We start from the raw sequence: 13,140 nt of genomic DNA on the forward strand, positions 1-13,140 counted from the left end.
TAAACTCAGAAGGTGGGGAATAATTACGTAAATAAATAAATGCGTAAAAATTCCGAAAAGAATTTGTGATTTAAATTCAAAATGCGATTTCACAAATTCCAGAAAATTTCGATAATGCATTTTCCAATTCTCCAATTCGATAATTCTAGCCGAATTCGTGAATGTGAAAAGTGGTGAAATTCTGAATCCTTCCACCACTTTTTCAGGTATTCAATTTCGACCCCAGTCGAATTATCGAATACGCCTTTTATCTTCGCTGATTCGAGATTCGATATCCCGTCGAAGCAATTCGACATATCGAGTGAGAAACCATTCGTAATACTCGAAAAGTGTCTTTGTCTCTTCTTCGTCAAATCCCTTTTCGATGGCTTCCTGTTTTATCAATTCTGGCGTTGCGGCTTCAATGATCAAATCCATTGCCGTATTGAAGCAATATGATTCTTTCAAGTCAATCTCGAAGTCGTATTCATCTTCCCAATCTGCCATCAAACGTTTCAGATTGCGAATACTCTTTCGATTCAGCATGAGGTTAGTCTTTTTCGTGCTGCTACGAACTTCCCTTGTTTCTTCGTCAGTCACGATTTCATTCTCGGCCATTGTTCAATCTCCTTCTATGTGATGGGTATCCATCAGTCTATCAGTCGGTGTGTGAGAGTTTCATACTCGGCGTAATTACTCCACATTCCTTTATGGTCTTTATGTATTTCAATGCATTTCACTGATTTGTATCAAATGAAGTTACTACTGGTGTGGCCTCCAATTCTGTTGTGTCGCTGCATATTTGCTATTCGGTTCCGGTGTCTTCGTCGCGGTCGCGGTCGTCCGAGTCGGTGTCGTCGGGGCGGGTGCTGCGATCGAACGGGATCACCTTGCGCGCGTCTTTGGCCTGCGGAAGCTTGGGGAGCTTCTGGATTTTTCGCGGCGTGTCGCCCTCGGCGGTGGTGTCCTTCTTGGGTTCCAGCGCGGCGGGCTTGGTGGTTTCCAGAATGTTGCTGTCGGGGGTGTCCGTCTTGTCGGTTGAGAGGGCTTGTGGCTTGGGAGCGGGTAGTGGGCGCACTTCGCCGCGCACGGCGACGATGGCATCGGAGATGGCCCAGCAGCCTTCGGTGGGCAGGTAGAGCGCGCGGGCGCGGGTGGTTTCGGGGTGGCGGCGGGTGCGGACGATGGCCACGCCCTGGGGCATTTTCTCGTCTACTGCGTCCAGGCCCGCGGCTTGCAGGGCCACGGCGTTTTCCAGGACGTGCTTCATGGCCTGCTGGGTTTCCACCCGGAAGCAAAACCGATCGAACAGGTTGGCTTTGGTGGCCGGGGACAGGGAGTCCTCATCGAGTTTCTGACCGGCGGGGTAGCCGCGGCCACCGAACTTGGCGGCCTGCGCGCCGAAGCGCTTGAACTCGGCTTGGAATTCCTTGTTACCAGCGAATTCGGGGACCTCGTCAATGACCACCAGATAGAGCGGCAGCTCGGGGCTGAAGTGGGTGATGCGGTCGGTACGGCCCGACCAGAACAGGTGTTCACGCGCTTTCAGTTCCTTGTTGACCTGCGCCAGGATCTTGGTGGCCTCGGCGGGATTGCTGGAGGTGCTCACCAGGTAGGCGGTGCGCCACCAGGGCGCGGCCAGGGCGCTGTTCGGGTCGATGATGACCACGCGCACGTCCCGCATGAGCGAGGCGGCGGCCAGCAGGTTGTTGAGGAACACGGACTTGCCCGAGCGTGATGCGCCTTGCGCGGCGCCGTGCGCTCCGGCGGCCAGGTTGACGGTGATCCACCCGCCGTTCTGGTCGATCATCAGGGTGATGTCGTCGTTGCAGGACAGGCTGTTCACGGGCACGGTGAGCTGGGCGTCCCGGCAGGCTTCGGTGAGGTACTGGGCTTCCTCGGCCGGGGTGGTCGCTGCCTTGACCGCGGCTTCGATACGGGCGCGGGTCGCGGGGTCCAGCAGGTGTGAGACGTGCATTTCGGTGAGCGGGTCCCGGACCTTGAGCCAGAGCACCACGCGCTCGCCGACATCGGCGGACACGTTCACCTCCCGCACGTTCAGGGCCATGACCAGCTGGCCGCGCCTGTCGGCGTAGTGCTTGAGTGAGTGTCCGTATTCGGCTTCGAGGACGACCTTCGCGCCGATCGGGGTGGGGTCGGCGTCGACTACTTGGGGCCAGGCTCCGGGCTCCAGGCGGGCGTTCGCGCCCGAGCCAGTCCAGTGCGCGATGGTGCCCATGCCCATGGAGGCCCACAACTGTGAGGCTTCGAACGGGTCCAGGAGCTTGAACAGCGCGGCGCGGATTTCGGGCTGTTCGAAGCGGTACATCCACGCGGCGTGTGCGGCCTGGCGGTCGTGTTCGGCGCGACGTTTGGCGGCGGCCTTGACCTGGCGTGAGTTCAGGTACAGCAGGATCGGGACCGCGAGCAGCAGGACGAGCACGATCAGCGCGGGCAGGCCGTAGGCGAGATAGAGTCCGCCGCCGATCAGCCAGAGCGCGGCCCCGATGACCACGACCAGGAGCACGATCCCGATTCCGGTGTTGTCGTTCATGCCATGACCGCCGTTCGGACTGTGAGCCATCGGAAGCCGAACAGGTTCCGGCGTGCGGGTCGTTGGTCGGTGTGGGCGGCGATGACGCGGGCGTAGCCGATTTGCAGGGTCCAGGCCCGTACGAACGCGACCGCTTCGCCGCGGGGTTGGCCGTTCTCGGTACCGGGCAGGGTGAGCGCGATTGCGGGTGTTTTGGGGGCGGGGAGTGCTTTCTGCATGAGCTGGCCGCCCCTGCGGCGGGACAGGACCAGGTCGATATCGGAGTCCGCGCCCATACGGACCTGTCCGTGTTTGGCGCCGAATGCTTTGGCCAGGGCGCTGCTGGCGCGGTGCCATTCCTCGGGGGTTTGGCCGGGCAGCATGGCCACGGTCAGTACGTCGGCGTGCTGGTCGGTGGTGACCACGCGCAGGGTCGGGACCTGGTGGCCGTGTTTGGCGTCGGTGACGGTGAGTTCCTGGTGGGCCAGTACGCGTGCCCAGCGTCGCCGGTAGCGCCACCACACGGTGATCCAGGCCCGGATGACCGCGCGGCTGTGTTTGGCCGCCAGGACCAACACCAGCAGTGACCCGATCACCGCCGCGCCACCGCCCAGGACGGTGGGCACCGCATCGAGGACGACATCGCGGTAGTGCGGGAAGCGGGCGGCGATTTCAGCCGGCCGAATCGTGCCCGAGTACAGGCCCTTCATGAACACGGCCGCGCCAGTGAACAGGGTGAGGAACCCGATGACCTGGACCAGCGCGATGGTGAACGGGCTCGGTGGGATGCGGCTCATCGCACACCCCCACGGCTCTGGTGCTGACGGTAAACGCGAAGGGCGCGTACCAGCGGGGGGATACGCCGCGCGGCGATGAGCATGCCCCAGGTGGCGAGCGCGCCCACGCCCCACCAGCCGAAAAAGTGGTAGGCCAGCCAATACACCACAGCGCCCCAGGTCGCCATGAACGCCAGAGTCAGCAAGCTGACCGATAGTGCCTTCATCGCGCACCCCCGAAGTTCTTCGGGGCGTACGGGGCCATCTCATCGATCAGGGTGACCCGCAAGGGCTCACGCACGGCCCAGCTGATCGGTTTTCCGTTGTCGACCGCGTACACGATTTCCGCGCGGGTGGATTCACCCACGTAGAGCGAGGAATCGGTGACCACGACCACCCGATCGGACAGGGCGATCTTGCGCAGGTGCAGTTCATCGAGACGGGATTTGACCGGGCTGGACTGCTCACCGGTGGGAATCACGGCGAACGGGGCCAGCACGATCACGCCCCGGCGGGTCAGTTCCGCGGCGACATCGAGCATCTGCGGGAAGAACCGCATCGACCCGCACAGGGTCACGATCTCGCCGAACTCACCCAGGAACGGGTCGAACGAGAACTCAGGGCGGTGCGGGAACTCCGGGGACTCGGGGGAACCGGCCAGGGTCGAACTGGCCGGTTCCGCTACTCGCTGGAGGTCTTCGCTGGCTCTGCGGGCTTGGGAATCATCGGGCTGTCGTTCTACAGCAGGCCATCGGCCAGAACCTCGGTGCGGAGCGCTCGTACGTCCTCCGACAGCTTGCCCGTCGCCCAGGCGATAGCCAGTGTCTCCATCAATGCCTGTGCCGTGAGCGCTTCGGCCGCAAGTTTGTCCCGCACGACCTTGGCCGAATGCTCCTTTAGGCGGAACGCGAACATCGGTTGCTGGTCTCTGCGGCTGCTGCTCATGCCCACCATGTTCGCATGTGTGAACACATGTTCCGAGGTGGCTGCATTTGTTGTCATCTGTCTTCATCTCTCGCCTACCGGGTTTGATTAGTGTTAGCATCGCTCTACTGATGTTAACAGATGTCTTACGATGCAGAACGATGTTAGATCGTAGATATCTCAAACCAGTGGAAAGAAGGAATGAAGCCCATGAGTACACCGACGATCACCCCCGATTCCGAGGACTACGGCGAGGCCGGGCGCGCGGCGTTCGTGCTGGTAGACCGCCCGGCGTGGGGGATTCAGTTGCCGAACGCGACCCTGTATCAGGAGTACGACCTGCCGGAGAACGACCCGTGGCACGGCCAGCCCACGGTGTGGTTCAGCGAGGTGCAGGCGCGGTACAACGCCCGCGATCTCGCGGACAAGCTCGAATCGCGGTACGGGATCCCGAAGGACGGGCCGACCGCGCTGCGGGTGGTCGAGCTGGAGATGGATACCGACGGCTTCTGGAAGCGGCCCGAGGTGGCCGCGGGGCAGAGCATCGGGGCCGGGTACCGGCCGATGAACCTCGATACCGAGGAGCTGGCCGAATTGCCGTGCGGGGCCGAGGTGACTCTGAGCATCGCCCAGGCCCGCCGGGTCATGCGCGATCACATGGAATGCGCGGGTCAGATCACGTGCAAGGTGCGCGGTCGTGCCCGCGCCACGTTGTCCCGCGCGGGTGTGATGAAGCTGAACCGGTCCCCGCACGTGTGGCGGTCGCTGGACCTGCCCGATATGGCCCGGTGACGGTCATGGTGGTGATCGAGTACGACGGCCAGCGCATCCCGGCCGGATCCCTGTTCCGCGACAACCGCGCCTCCAATATCCGCACTCTGCGGGTGGATGGTCCGGCGAGTCAGGATCACGTGCAGCTCACGGTGATCCGCCAGGAATACGAGGGCAAGGTCAGCGAGCCCATGCGGATCACGGTGATGACCGTGGAGCGGCTGCTGTCGAAGGCGTTCGTGCCTGTGGGCATCGCGGCGGGGCGGTGAGTGCGATGGCGACGCTCGGATATCACGTGCTCACCGATGAGTGGCTGGTCGTGCCCTGGGCCTGCGATTACCCCGGTCGCCTGAGCGAGGCCGAGGCCCGCAACGTCCTGAATTCGCATCGCAAGCACTCGTACAAGGAGTGCCGTATCGGCCGGACCGCCCGCAAGGTGCTCAAGGCCAAAACGCGGGTGCCGAGCGCTCGCAGCCCGAGAAGTGAAAACCCCTGAAAGGAAACCGATTCCGATGATCCTGTTCACCGCGCTCCCCTCCTCCACGACTGTGCGCCCGGTCCCCGGTCTGACCTGCCCCAAGTGTGGCTACCAGTTCGCCACGCCGCCGAGCTGCTGGCGGTGCGGACAGCGCGTCAGCTGGTGATCCGCCCCCTGTACCGATCCCTTCCCGAAAGGAAACCGATTCCCGATGTCGTTGTTCTCCCGCACCGTCCGCCCGCGCGCGGTGGATGTCTATGTCTCGATACACCCCGACGGCACCCGCTCGGTGTCGATCTACGGCGGCACCCTCGATGAGGTCGGTGCGCTGATGGACAAGGCGCTCGCGCACCCGCACATCTCGACGGCACTCGTATCCGGCCCCGGTCGTCGCGGTGAGACCGCCGCGCCTGTGCCCTGGTACCCGGCCTTCGCCGGACCGTCCGAGACCTACTGATCACTCCCGGAAAACAGTGCGGGAACCAGCCAGCTCGACCCTGGCTGGTTCCCGCCTCCGATCATCGCAGAAGCGAGAATCTCATGAGTAAATCCCTTCAGCGCTCCGCGCTGGCGCTGGTCGCGGCCAGCGGCAAGACCGCCCCTGTGCCGACGGTCGCTGTTCTGGTGGCGGCGGGCCTGGTGCTGTTCGTGGTGGTGCTGCTGCTCACCGCTGGCCACCGCGCCCCGGCCCCGGCCGTGCCCACCCCGGCCAGTTGCGCCCCGTTCGCGTGCACCGTCGGCGGTGATCGGCGATGACCGGCACCGATCAGAGGACTGTGCACGTCTTTACCCGCGATTACGGCATGGTCGCGGTGTCCGGCGAGGTTGTGGCCGAGCATTTCGCGATCACTCCCTGGATCGACACCACCGGTAAGCCCGCGCCGTTCGAGCTGCAATTGATCCATATCCCGACCGGTCAACAGATCCCGGTGCTGGGGGAAGTGGAACGGGATGAGCTGATCCTGCTGGCCTGCAAGTTGCAGCGGCTTGCCCTGGATTGGGCGGGCACCACCCGCGAGAACCTCACCGGTGCGCGGCTGGGCCTGGTCCAGGACGCGTGGAGCGCGTGGAACGACGAACGCCACGCCCGCCAGGATTGGCCGGACGCGCAGGTGGTGACCGGTGATGAGTAGCGCTGTCCCGGCGGTGAATCTGGAGCTGGTTTCGCGGATGCCGTGGCTGGTGCCCGAACCGGGGTCGATCTGGTCGATCACCGGCACCTACGGCCAAGGGCGGGGGGCGTTCACCGATTGCCTGGCGATGGTGGCCCCACCGGAGATGACCGGCGGCGCGGTGGTGTTCGTGCTCATCCAGCCCGCTGTGCAGGAAGCGCCGAATTCCCCGACCCGCTATATCGCCCCGCATCAGATCTATCAGGCCCTGCGGCTGGTCCTGGTCGACGCCGACGAGCCTGAGCGGGCCTATTACCGCGATGAACAGAACATCCTCGACCACGGACGGAACAGGCGATGAGCTACTTCGATAAAACCGAGCATCGTTCGCGCTCGTACAGCGATTGGCTGGCCGATACGGGACGGGCGACGAGCTGCTTCGATAAAACCGAGCATCGTTCGTGCTGGTACTGCGATTGGCTGGCCGATACGGAAGCGCCCGCGTGGCGTCGGCCGGTACTGCGCGCGTACCGGGCCTCGCGTCGCATGGCGCTGCGGATATTGGCCGGGATCGGCGATGCCTCCGATGATCCCCTGGTCATCGAGTCCCGGACCGGCGAGGCTGCGGCCAGATCCGGGCGGGGAGAAGGACTTTCGATCAGCAGGGGTCTTCGTGACGTGTGGCAGGGCAAGATCCTGGCCGATCGCGCGCCCGTGCAGGCCGATATCCATTACCGCATCTACGACGCTCTGACCGGGGATCTGTTGTCCTTCGGGTCCACGAACACCCTCGATGTCGTGGCCACCGATGTGCTGCGCACCCAGACCGAGCATCCCGGGATCGCGCTGCACACGATCCGGACCGACGGACCGGCCTGGAAATGAACGGCTCCGAGACCCGAAACACTGTGCCCCTGAACGAGAAAGGCGAATTCATGGCCGACAAGCATCTGGCCTCTGTCACTCCGCTGTCGAGGCTGGCCGAGCGGTGGGTGATCGTGCTGCCCGGGGACGCGCTCTACAGCCCAGACGGCCCGGTCCATATCGCGGATCCGGAGAACCAGTGGGATCCCGAACTATTCCGCACCAAGGACGATGCCCGCGATCAGCTGGACCGTTTGCGCGGGGATGCCGAGGAGATCGGGGTGATCGGCTGGGACGCGCGGGTGTGCCGCCTGGGTGAGGTCGGTGGTGTCGTGGTGCCGACCCCGGACACGTCGGCGCGCCCGGATCTGGCGCGGTTCAACGCCACTGCCCCGGCCCCGCCCCCCACGACCTGGCGCGAGTTCGCGGTCCTGGTCCCCGGTGGTGCCTACAACGAGTACAACCCCGGCGACCCTGACCAGCCGTTCACCGCGTTCCCCGATATCGAGTACGCCCAGGACCGCGCGAACGACATCACCCAGGACTGGGCGCCCCGGCTCGGGGTCACCGATCACCCGGTGCTGATCGTGTCGCGCACGTACACCACCACCGTCGGGGAATGGGAGCCCGCCTGATGAGAACGCCCGTTCAGGTCCACACCCGCACCCACAGCATGGTGAGCGTGCTCGGGCAGGTCGTGGCCGAGCATTTCGCCATCACCCCGGAGCTGAACGCCAACGGCTCCCCGGCGGTGTTCGGGCTGACCCTGGTCCATCGCCCGACCGGGCACACCATCGCGGTGGACGGATTCCCCTGCCACGAGGAACTCCAGGAACTGGCCGCCCAGCTCGCCGCCCTGCCGATCGATTGGGCCGCGGCCACGACCTACAGCTGGCCCCCGGCCCGGCGTCAGCTGGTGCACCAGGCCCTGACCGCGTGGGACCGCAATCGCCATAGCCACGCCCACGTGGGATCCACGAAATAGGTTGCCCTCCAACCCATCCCCTTTGCAGGCACAACGGCGTGCCCAGGACCACAACGACGTGACCCGCGCATCGGACAACGCAAAGCCCGCGCCGAAACGCCAATCGGAGCGGGCTTTCACACAGGGTGTGGGAGTACGGCGTGGCAGGGGCTGGTGTCGCTGCCATTCATGAAAAGGTGGGGGGCGCGGGCTGAACGCTCCGGCAGAAAGCCCCCAGAACATGGCAATGCCCCTCTCGTCTCGTTTGGCGACGCGGTCGAGAGGGGCCTTTCCCAAGCCAGAGCCTGCGGTCTGAAGATACAGGTGGGGTCGGACAGGTGTCACTCCGACTCGCCTCGTGATCGACGGACCGCAGGCTCATGGCACACCCGAAAGGGGTGACTATGACTATCTTTTACGCAGGTCAGCGCCAACTGACCGCCACCCTTCCCCTCCCTGATCCGGTCATTCGTCGTGTCCGAACCGATATCGGCGCGTCGAACTGCGTCGGGTTCTCGGGGGTGTCGCGATGAGCCGGGGACGGACGCGACAGTTCAGCGAAGACGAGGACATCGAACTGTACGAAGGCAGGCCCGAGCCGGTATTGCCGTACTCGATGCTGGGCGACTGGGTGATGTTGGCATTGCAGGTCAAGAAGGTTCGCCACCCGGCGTTGTCGCTGTACTGGGCGCTGGTGGCCCACGTCAATGCCAACCGGGCGAAGAAGGGCGACCGCAAGGTGTGGCCGACCCAGAAGACCCTGGCCAAGATGCTTGGCTACAGCGAGGGCAAGAAGATCAAGCCCTATCTGGACGAGTTGGTGGCCATCGACGCTATCGAGATCTTGACCAAGCCCGTCCCTGGCGGCGGGTTCCGTGTGCAGAGCACCTACGTCATTCACAAGTCGCCGCCGCCCGACTACGACGGGATGGAGTCGTTGCAGGACTTCTACAACGCTCTCAAGGCAGAGCAGGAAGCCGAGCGCGCCGCACAGCAGACCGCGCGGGAGGCCATCGAGAACCGCGCCGACGAGGACACCAACGAGCCTCCGGCCGCTGCCGCCGGAGGGGTCCAGGAGTCCACCAGCGACGGATTCATCGCTGTGACCGGGGATGTTTTCCCAGGGGCCGAAATGAGCCCATGGCCAGGGGCCGAAATGAGCCCATGGTCCAGGGGCCGAAATGAGCCCATAAACAAGACGAAGAAACAAGACGAAGTGAACAAGATCGGGGGGGCGTTCCGCCTCCCCCCCGAACCCCCGGCGGATCTAACCGCTGGTTGCGTTGATCCTGTGGTCACCTCGAAAACTGAGTTTGTAGGTGACCAACAGACCGCGCGCGCGAAAACCGTTGCGGCCCAGCATGAAATGATCTGGTTGCAGGAAGAAATCGCAGTTCAGGGGGTGGAAACGGATATGCAGGTTTCAGCAGCCGCTCCCGAGACCGCCTCCACGCCATCCCGCCACACCACTCCGGCTGTAGATGCCACCGTTCAGGCCCCCAGCGTGGCCGTAGACGCGACGGATTCGGCAAATGACACCCGTGTAACCCCCGGACGGGCTGGAGCGCCTGTGAGCGAATCTGAGGCCGTTTTCCGGTCGTGCGCGGTTTCACCTGAGCGCCTGGGCCGACGGCCGAAGAAGGTCCCCGACCAGAGTGGGGCGCTGTTCGCTGAACCGAACGTTCGCCGCGCACCGGTGCCCGAGTGCCCCAGTTGCGCCGGAGATGGCTGGGTCCTGGGTGCGGACCGCGCACCGATCGAACCCGCGGTTCGTTGCGAATGCACCACCCCTGACCGGGCGATCTACGAGCCGGAAGGGCTTCTCCTGGGGTAGAACTGGGCCGTGCTGGCCTCTGCTCGGTGGCGGGGGTTCAGCGGCCTGGTGCTCGCGAATCGGTCGGCAAGGGAAGGCGTGGGGCGATGGTGTGGTTCGCCGATGTTGCTTTGAAGATCGGGCAGAGAGTCCCGCTGCCGGACACGGTCCGGTTCATGTACGGCCGCGGCGAAGTCGGTCCCGCGCGGCGCCATGTCGAGGGCTGGGGCGTTCTCGTGGAATTACCCGCGGTTATCCAGACACTGGACCTGGTGGCCGCCGGTGAGCTGGACCTCCAGGACGTGCGGGCGGCACTGGCGAAGGTGGCGGCGGCCATGGAGCGCACCGAACTGGACGCCCACGAGGCCGAGAACGGGGAGACTCTCACTCCTGAGCTTCTGCGGTGCCAGGGCGACTGTCCGCGCTGCCTGGCCAATTACGACACGATCCGTGTCCGTCACGCCGAATCCGCGCGCCGTCGTGCCAGGGCGCTGGATCCGGGGCTGTACCCGGTCGCGGTCACCAACAGCACCGTGCACCGGGTGACCTGCCGGGAAGTGGCCCGGACCCACAGATCGCCGCGGTTCGACAGCGACACCGACGACGACGACATGTTCCGCCACGAGGTCAAGAGCTTCACCCACCGCGGAATCACGTACGAGCTGCCACACGCACCGCTGACCGCCGACGAATACGACCGATGGCGTGCCGAACGCACCGGCCCGCACGGCGGCCTGAAGTACCGGCTGTGCAAGATCTGCGATCCGGCGGTGCCCCTTGCCTGATCCCACAAAGACCCATGCGTTGCTCGACGCCGCCGCGGCGCGGGTGGAAGAACTCTCGGCTGCGCAACTCTCAGCCGAGGACGACTACATTCGCTTGGCCGCCGCCGCGCACGCCGCTGGCCACCTGGACTGGCAAGGGCTGATCCAGGCGTATGAGCGGATCCGGGCAGGTGGGCGACCCGGCTATTCCCAACGCTGGTTGAACCACATTCCCCACGATTTGAACTCGATGCGCCGCTACGCCGCCTCGGCCCCGACCAACGAGGACGGCACCTGGAGCGGTGAGGGTGGATGGGAAGCCCTGGACCGGCACCGGATCCCTGCCAACGGCACGCATGTGGCGTTCGTGCTGTTCGGCAACGCCGGGGCACCGATCCACATCAGCTACACCTACAAATTCCGGCCTCTGCTCAAACAACTCGAACATGGGGGGATGGCCTGGGATGCGTGGAAGGCGTGGCCAGCAGCAAACCGCAAGGACGCGGTAGCTCTGCGGCGGCAGCTCGCCCAGCGCTACCACTGGACCAATGTGGCTGATTCGGACTCCGAAACCGTGCCCGAGTAGACCTCTGAACAGGGAGAGTCGAAACCGGCCGCGCCGAAACCGCCCGTGGCGCCCGCGGCTTCCGCTCCGAAACCGCCGGCGGTTGTCCCGCCGACCGGGGCGACCGCGATTGCCGAAGTTGCCGCCCCTGCCGCGGTGAGCGGGGACCGATGGATCGCCGCGCCCGAGCTGGCAGGATCGGGCGGGTGCCGTTGGCGACCTACACCCGGGTGCGCGCCCCCGCGCGGGCGGGCCTGGTCGGGGGCGACCGAATCGGCTGGGTGGCCCCGGCTGGGGAAGTTGCCGCCGCCGGACACCCATGCCCGCTCGTGAGGTATGCCCACCCCCGGAATAAACGATATCGCTTATTGACAGAGTGGGGAGAGTCTCGGAGAATAAACGATATCGCTTATTCCGATTCCGAGAGGACCACCCCATGAACCCCGCAACCCCCGACACCACCGGACCAGGCCGCCCAGCCATCGGCTCCCCCATCCCGGTCCGACTTCCCCAGCACCTCATCGACGCCACGGACGCGCACGCCACCGCATTGCAGATCAGCCGCGCCGAAGCCATCCGGCGCGCGATCGAGCGCTACCTGGACCCCCACCCGACCGCCACGAACGACGCACGGGCCTGGGAAGGCGTGGGCGGGTGGCGCGGGGAATTCGCCTACGCCATCCCCGGCGATGAACCGCAACTTGTCGAGGATTGGGCCGTATACCCGGACAGCGACGGGGGGATATCGCCGATCACAGCGGTGATCCGCAACGGCGAGATGTCCCTCGAATCCGCTACCGGCCTGGCTCTGTCCCTGCTGGCCGCCGTGGAACTCGTATCCCGGCAACGCGCTTCCGAGCGCGAACGCGCCTAGCACCCGGTCAACGGGGGCCGTGCCAGCTGTTACCTGGCACGGCCCCCGTTTCCATCTTCCCCCGGGGTTCGGGCCGGTAGCGTCGCGCTATGGCCGCCCAGCCCGCCCGTCCGCGCCGTACCCCCCGGTCCACCCCGACCAGCGACGCGCGCCCGGCGCTGGCACGCCGGAGTGAGCGAAAACAGCAGCAGGGCATCAACTTCGATCAGGCACTGCTGGGCTACATGCGATCGGCCCAGGACTACATGAGCCACCGCCACCCCGAGGTGCCCGGCACCCAATCGCTGGCCGCGCTCATCGACCAGGCCGTTCGGGAGAAACTCGATGCCTGGGAACGCGCCTACGCGGACGGGAAGGCCCTGCCGCTGCTGGGTATCGACCCGACACCACAGCAGGTTGCGGCGATCCTCGATGATCCGGACCTGACCTGGGAACCGGTCCCCGTCGACCAGGAACCACCCCTGGCCCTCGATCACACGATCCACCGCGCGGCCGAGGTCCCCCCGCGTGCTGTGAGCTGGTCAGGACTACTCGGAGATCTGGTGACCCTGGTGCGCCGGACCGCCGACCGCACCCGGCGAACCCACACACGAAAACGGCCACCCGCGTGAATTCGCAGGTGGCCGTTCGTGTTCGGGGAATGACTCGGTGTGTCAGTGGGTCAGGTTATGGTGGTTTCGGGCAGCGCACAGGCCCATCTCCGAGCCAACCAAGACCCCCACG

20 protein-coding genes are annotated in these 13,140 nt (G+C 64.9%); 15 read left to right on the plus strand and 5 right to left on the minus strand.

From position 1 onward, the window contains the following. Nucleotides 1-231: 231 nt before the first annotated feature. The 5 genes from NA10_RS31940 to NA10_RS31965 all read right to left on the minus strand — a co-directional run bounded on the left by NA10_RS31940 (nt 232) and on the right by NA10_RS31965 (nt 4,233). Complete coding sequence (locus NA10_RS31940; RefSeq protein WP_157556877.1) at nt 232-597, minus strand: hypothetical protein; 366 nt, start codon at nt 595-597, stop codon at nt 232-234. Nucleotides 598-784: 187 nt separating this feature from the next. Further along, nucleotides 785-2,533, minus strand: a complete 1,749-nt coding sequence (locus NA10_RS31945) for an FtsK/SpoIIIE domain-containing protein (RefSeq protein WP_067574436.1) — start codon at nt 2,531-2,533, stop codon at nt 785-787. Then, entirely contained in the window at nt 2,530-3,309 is a 780-nt protein-coding gene (locus NA10_RS37820) for a hypothetical protein (protein ID WP_067574437.1), read from the minus strand. Before NA10_RS37820 ends, NA10_RS31945 begins: the two co-directional genes overlap by 4 nt. A 202-nt stretch (nt 3,310-3,511) precedes the next feature. Beyond that, nucleotides 3,512-3,865, minus strand: a complete 354-nt coding sequence (locus NA10_RS31960; RefSeq protein WP_067574439.1) for a hypothetical protein — start codon at nt 3,863-3,865, stop codon at nt 3,512-3,514. A gap of 161 nt (nt 3,866-4,026) precedes the next feature. Beyond that, nucleotides 4,027-4,233: a hypothetical protein gene (locus tag NA10_RS31965; RefSeq protein ID WP_157556879.1), complete on the minus strand. Its 207-nt coding sequence runs from the start codon at nt 4,231-4,233 to the stop codon at nt 4,027-4,029. A gap of 189 nt (nt 4,234-4,422) precedes the next feature. Between NA10_RS31965 and NA10_RS31970 the strand changes: the two genes are divergently transcribed. The 15 genes from NA10_RS31970 to NA10_RS32040 all read left to right on the plus strand — a co-directional run bounded on the left by NA10_RS31970 (nt 4,423) and on the right by NA10_RS32040 (nt 13,028). Further along, nucleotides 4,423-5,004, plus strand: a complete 582-nt coding sequence (locus NA10_RS31970; RefSeq protein ID WP_157556880.1) for a hypothetical protein — start codon at nt 4,423-4,425, stop codon at nt 5,002-5,004. 5 nt (nt 5,005-5,009) lie between these two features. Next, complete coding sequence (locus NA10_RS31975; protein ID WP_157556881.1) at nt 5,010-5,252, plus strand: hypothetical protein; 243 nt, start codon at nt 5,010-5,012, stop codon at nt 5,250-5,252. A 5-nt stretch (nt 5,253-5,257) separates the two neighbouring features. Continuing rightward, the gene (locus NA10_RS31980; RefSeq protein WP_157556882.1) at nt 5,258-5,479 is read left to right on the plus strand and encodes a hypothetical protein; all 222 of its coding nucleotides are present in this window, start codon (nt 5,258-5,260) and stop codon (nt 5,477-5,479) included. A gap of 193 nt (nt 5,480-5,672) precedes the next feature. Next, entirely contained in the window at nt 5,673-5,918 is a 246-nt protein-coding gene (locus tag NA10_RS31985) for a hypothetical protein (protein WP_067574444.1), read from the plus strand. Between the two features lie 83 nt (nt 5,919-6,001). Further along, complete coding sequence (locus tag NA10_RS31990) at nt 6,002-6,217, plus strand: hypothetical protein (RefSeq protein WP_067574445.1); 216 nt, start codon at nt 6,002-6,004, stop codon at nt 6,215-6,217. After that, a complete protein-coding gene (locus NA10_RS31995; RefSeq protein ID WP_067574446.1) occupies nt 6,214-6,594 on the plus strand; it encodes a hypothetical protein in 381 nt (126 codons plus the stop codon). Before NA10_RS31990 ends, NA10_RS31995 begins: the two co-directional genes overlap by 4 nt. Beyond that, nucleotides 6,587-6,934, plus strand: a complete 348-nt coding sequence (locus tag NA10_RS32000; protein ID WP_157556883.1) for a hypothetical protein — start codon at nt 6,587-6,589, stop codon at nt 6,932-6,934. The genes NA10_RS31995 and NA10_RS32000 overlap by 8 nt, the downstream gene beginning before the upstream one ends. Next, complete coding sequence (locus NA10_RS32005; RefSeq protein WP_067574448.1) at nt 6,931-7,458, plus strand: hypothetical protein; 528 nt, start codon at nt 6,931-6,933, stop codon at nt 7,456-7,458. Before NA10_RS32000 ends, NA10_RS32005 begins: the two co-directional genes overlap by 4 nt. 50 nt (nt 7,459-7,508) lie before the next feature. Then, nucleotides 7,509-8,072, plus strand: a complete 564-nt coding sequence (locus NA10_RS32010) for a hypothetical protein (RefSeq protein WP_157556884.1) — start codon at nt 7,509-7,511, stop codon at nt 8,070-8,072. Next, nucleotides 8,072-8,422, plus strand: coding sequence for a hypothetical protein (locus NA10_RS32015; protein ID WP_157556885.1), 351 nt, complete (start codon nt 8,072-8,074; stop codon nt 8,420-8,422). Before NA10_RS32010 ends, NA10_RS32015 begins: the two co-directional genes overlap by 1 nt. 508 nt (nt 8,423-8,930) lie before the next feature. Beyond that, entirely contained in the window at nt 8,931-10,235 is a 1,305-nt protein-coding gene (locus NA10_RS32020; RefSeq protein ID WP_067574451.1) for a helix-turn-helix domain-containing protein, read from the plus strand. Nucleotides 10,236-10,321: 86 nt separating this feature from the next. Beyond that, on the plus strand, nt 10,322-10,999 hold the full coding sequence (locus NA10_RS32025) for a hypothetical protein (protein ID WP_067574452.1): 678 nt from the start codon (nt 10,322-10,324) through the stop codon (nt 10,997-10,999). A gap of 19 nt (nt 11,000-11,018) precedes the next feature. Next, on the plus strand, nt 11,019-11,564 hold the full coding sequence (locus NA10_RS32030) for a hypothetical protein (protein WP_067574453.1): 546 nt from the start codon (nt 11,019-11,021) through the stop codon (nt 11,562-11,564). Between the two features lie 415 nt (nt 11,565-11,979). Next, nucleotides 11,980-12,417: a ribbon-helix-helix domain-containing protein gene (locus NA10_RS32035; RefSeq protein WP_067574454.1), complete on the plus strand. Its 438-nt coding sequence runs from the start codon at nt 11,980-11,982 to the stop codon at nt 12,415-12,417. Between the two features lie 89 nt (nt 12,418-12,506). After that, nucleotides 12,507-13,028, plus strand: a complete 522-nt coding sequence (locus NA10_RS32040) for a hypothetical protein (protein WP_067574455.1) — start codon at nt 12,507-12,509, stop codon at nt 13,026-13,028. Nucleotides 13,029-13,140: the final 112 nt, after the last annotated feature.

The sequence above is a fragment of the Nocardia acidivorans NBRC 108247 genome (assembly GCF_001625085.1).
Lineage (GTDB): Bacteria > Actinomycetota > Actinomycetes > Mycobacteriales > Mycobacteriaceae > Nocardia > Nocardia acidivorans.

Coding starts and splice junctions, on each gene's coding strand:
- NA10_RS31940 (WP_157556877.1), bottom strand. CDS start 597: ATGGCCGAGAATGAAATCGTGACTGACGAAGAAACAAGGGAAGTTCGT.
- NA10_RS31945 (WP_067574436.1), bottom strand. CDS start 2,533: ATGAACGACAACACCGGAATCGGGATCGTGCTCCTGGTCGTGGTCATC.
- NA10_RS37820 (WP_067574437.1), bottom strand. CDS start 3,309: ATGAGCCGCATCCCACCGAGCCCGTTCACCATCGCGCTGGTCCAGGTC.
- NA10_RS31965 (WP_157556879.1), bottom strand. CDS start 4,233: ATGAGCAGCAGCCGCAGAGACCAGCAACCGATGTTCGCGTTCCGCCTA.
- NA10_RS31970 (WP_157556880.1), top strand. CDS start 4,423: ATGAGTACACCGACGATCACCCCCGATTCCGAGGACTACGGCGAGGCC.
- NA10_RS31975 (WP_157556881.1), top strand. CDS start 5,010: ATGGTGGTGATCGAGTACGACGGCCAGCGCATCCCGGCCGGATCCCTG.
- NA10_RS31980 (WP_157556882.1), top strand. CDS start 5,258: ATGGCGACGCTCGGATATCACGTGCTCACCGATGAGTGGCTGGTCGTG.
- NA10_RS31985 (WP_067574444.1), top strand. CDS start 5,673: ATGTCGTTGTTCTCCCGCACCGTCCGCCCGCGCGCGGTGGATGTCTAT.
- NA10_RS31990 (WP_067574445.1), top strand. CDS start 6,002: ATGAGTAAATCCCTTCAGCGCTCCGCGCTGGCGCTGGTCGCGGCCAGC.
- NA10_RS31995 (WP_067574446.1), top strand. CDS start 6,214: ATGACCGGCACCGATCAGAGGACTGTGCACGTCTTTACCCGCGATTAC.
- NA10_RS32000 (WP_157556883.1), top strand. CDS start 6,587: ATGAGTAGCGCTGTCCCGGCGGTGAATCTGGAGCTGGTTTCGCGGATG.
- NA10_RS32005 (WP_067574448.1), top strand. CDS start 6,931: ATGAGCTACTTCGATAAAACCGAGCATCGTTCGCGCTCGTACAGCGAT.
- NA10_RS32010 (WP_157556884.1), top strand. CDS start 7,509: ATGGCCGACAAGCATCTGGCCTCTGTCACTCCGCTGTCGAGGCTGGCC.
- NA10_RS32015 (WP_157556885.1), top strand. CDS start 8,072: ATGAGAACGCCCGTTCAGGTCCACACCCGCACCCACAGCATGGTGAGC.
- NA10_RS32020 (WP_067574451.1), top strand. CDS start 8,931: ATGAGCCGGGGACGGACGCGACAGTTCAGCGAAGACGAGGACATCGAA.
- NA10_RS32025 (WP_067574452.1), top strand. CDS start 10,322: ATGGTGTGGTTCGCCGATGTTGCTTTGAAGATCGGGCAGAGAGTCCCG.
- NA10_RS32035 (WP_067574454.1), top strand. CDS start 11,980: ATGAACCCCGCAACCCCCGACACCACCGGACCAGGCCGCCCAGCCATC.
- NA10_RS32040 (WP_067574455.1), top strand. CDS start 12,507: ATGGCCGCCCAGCCCGCCCGTCCGCGCCGTACCCCCCGGTCCACCCCG.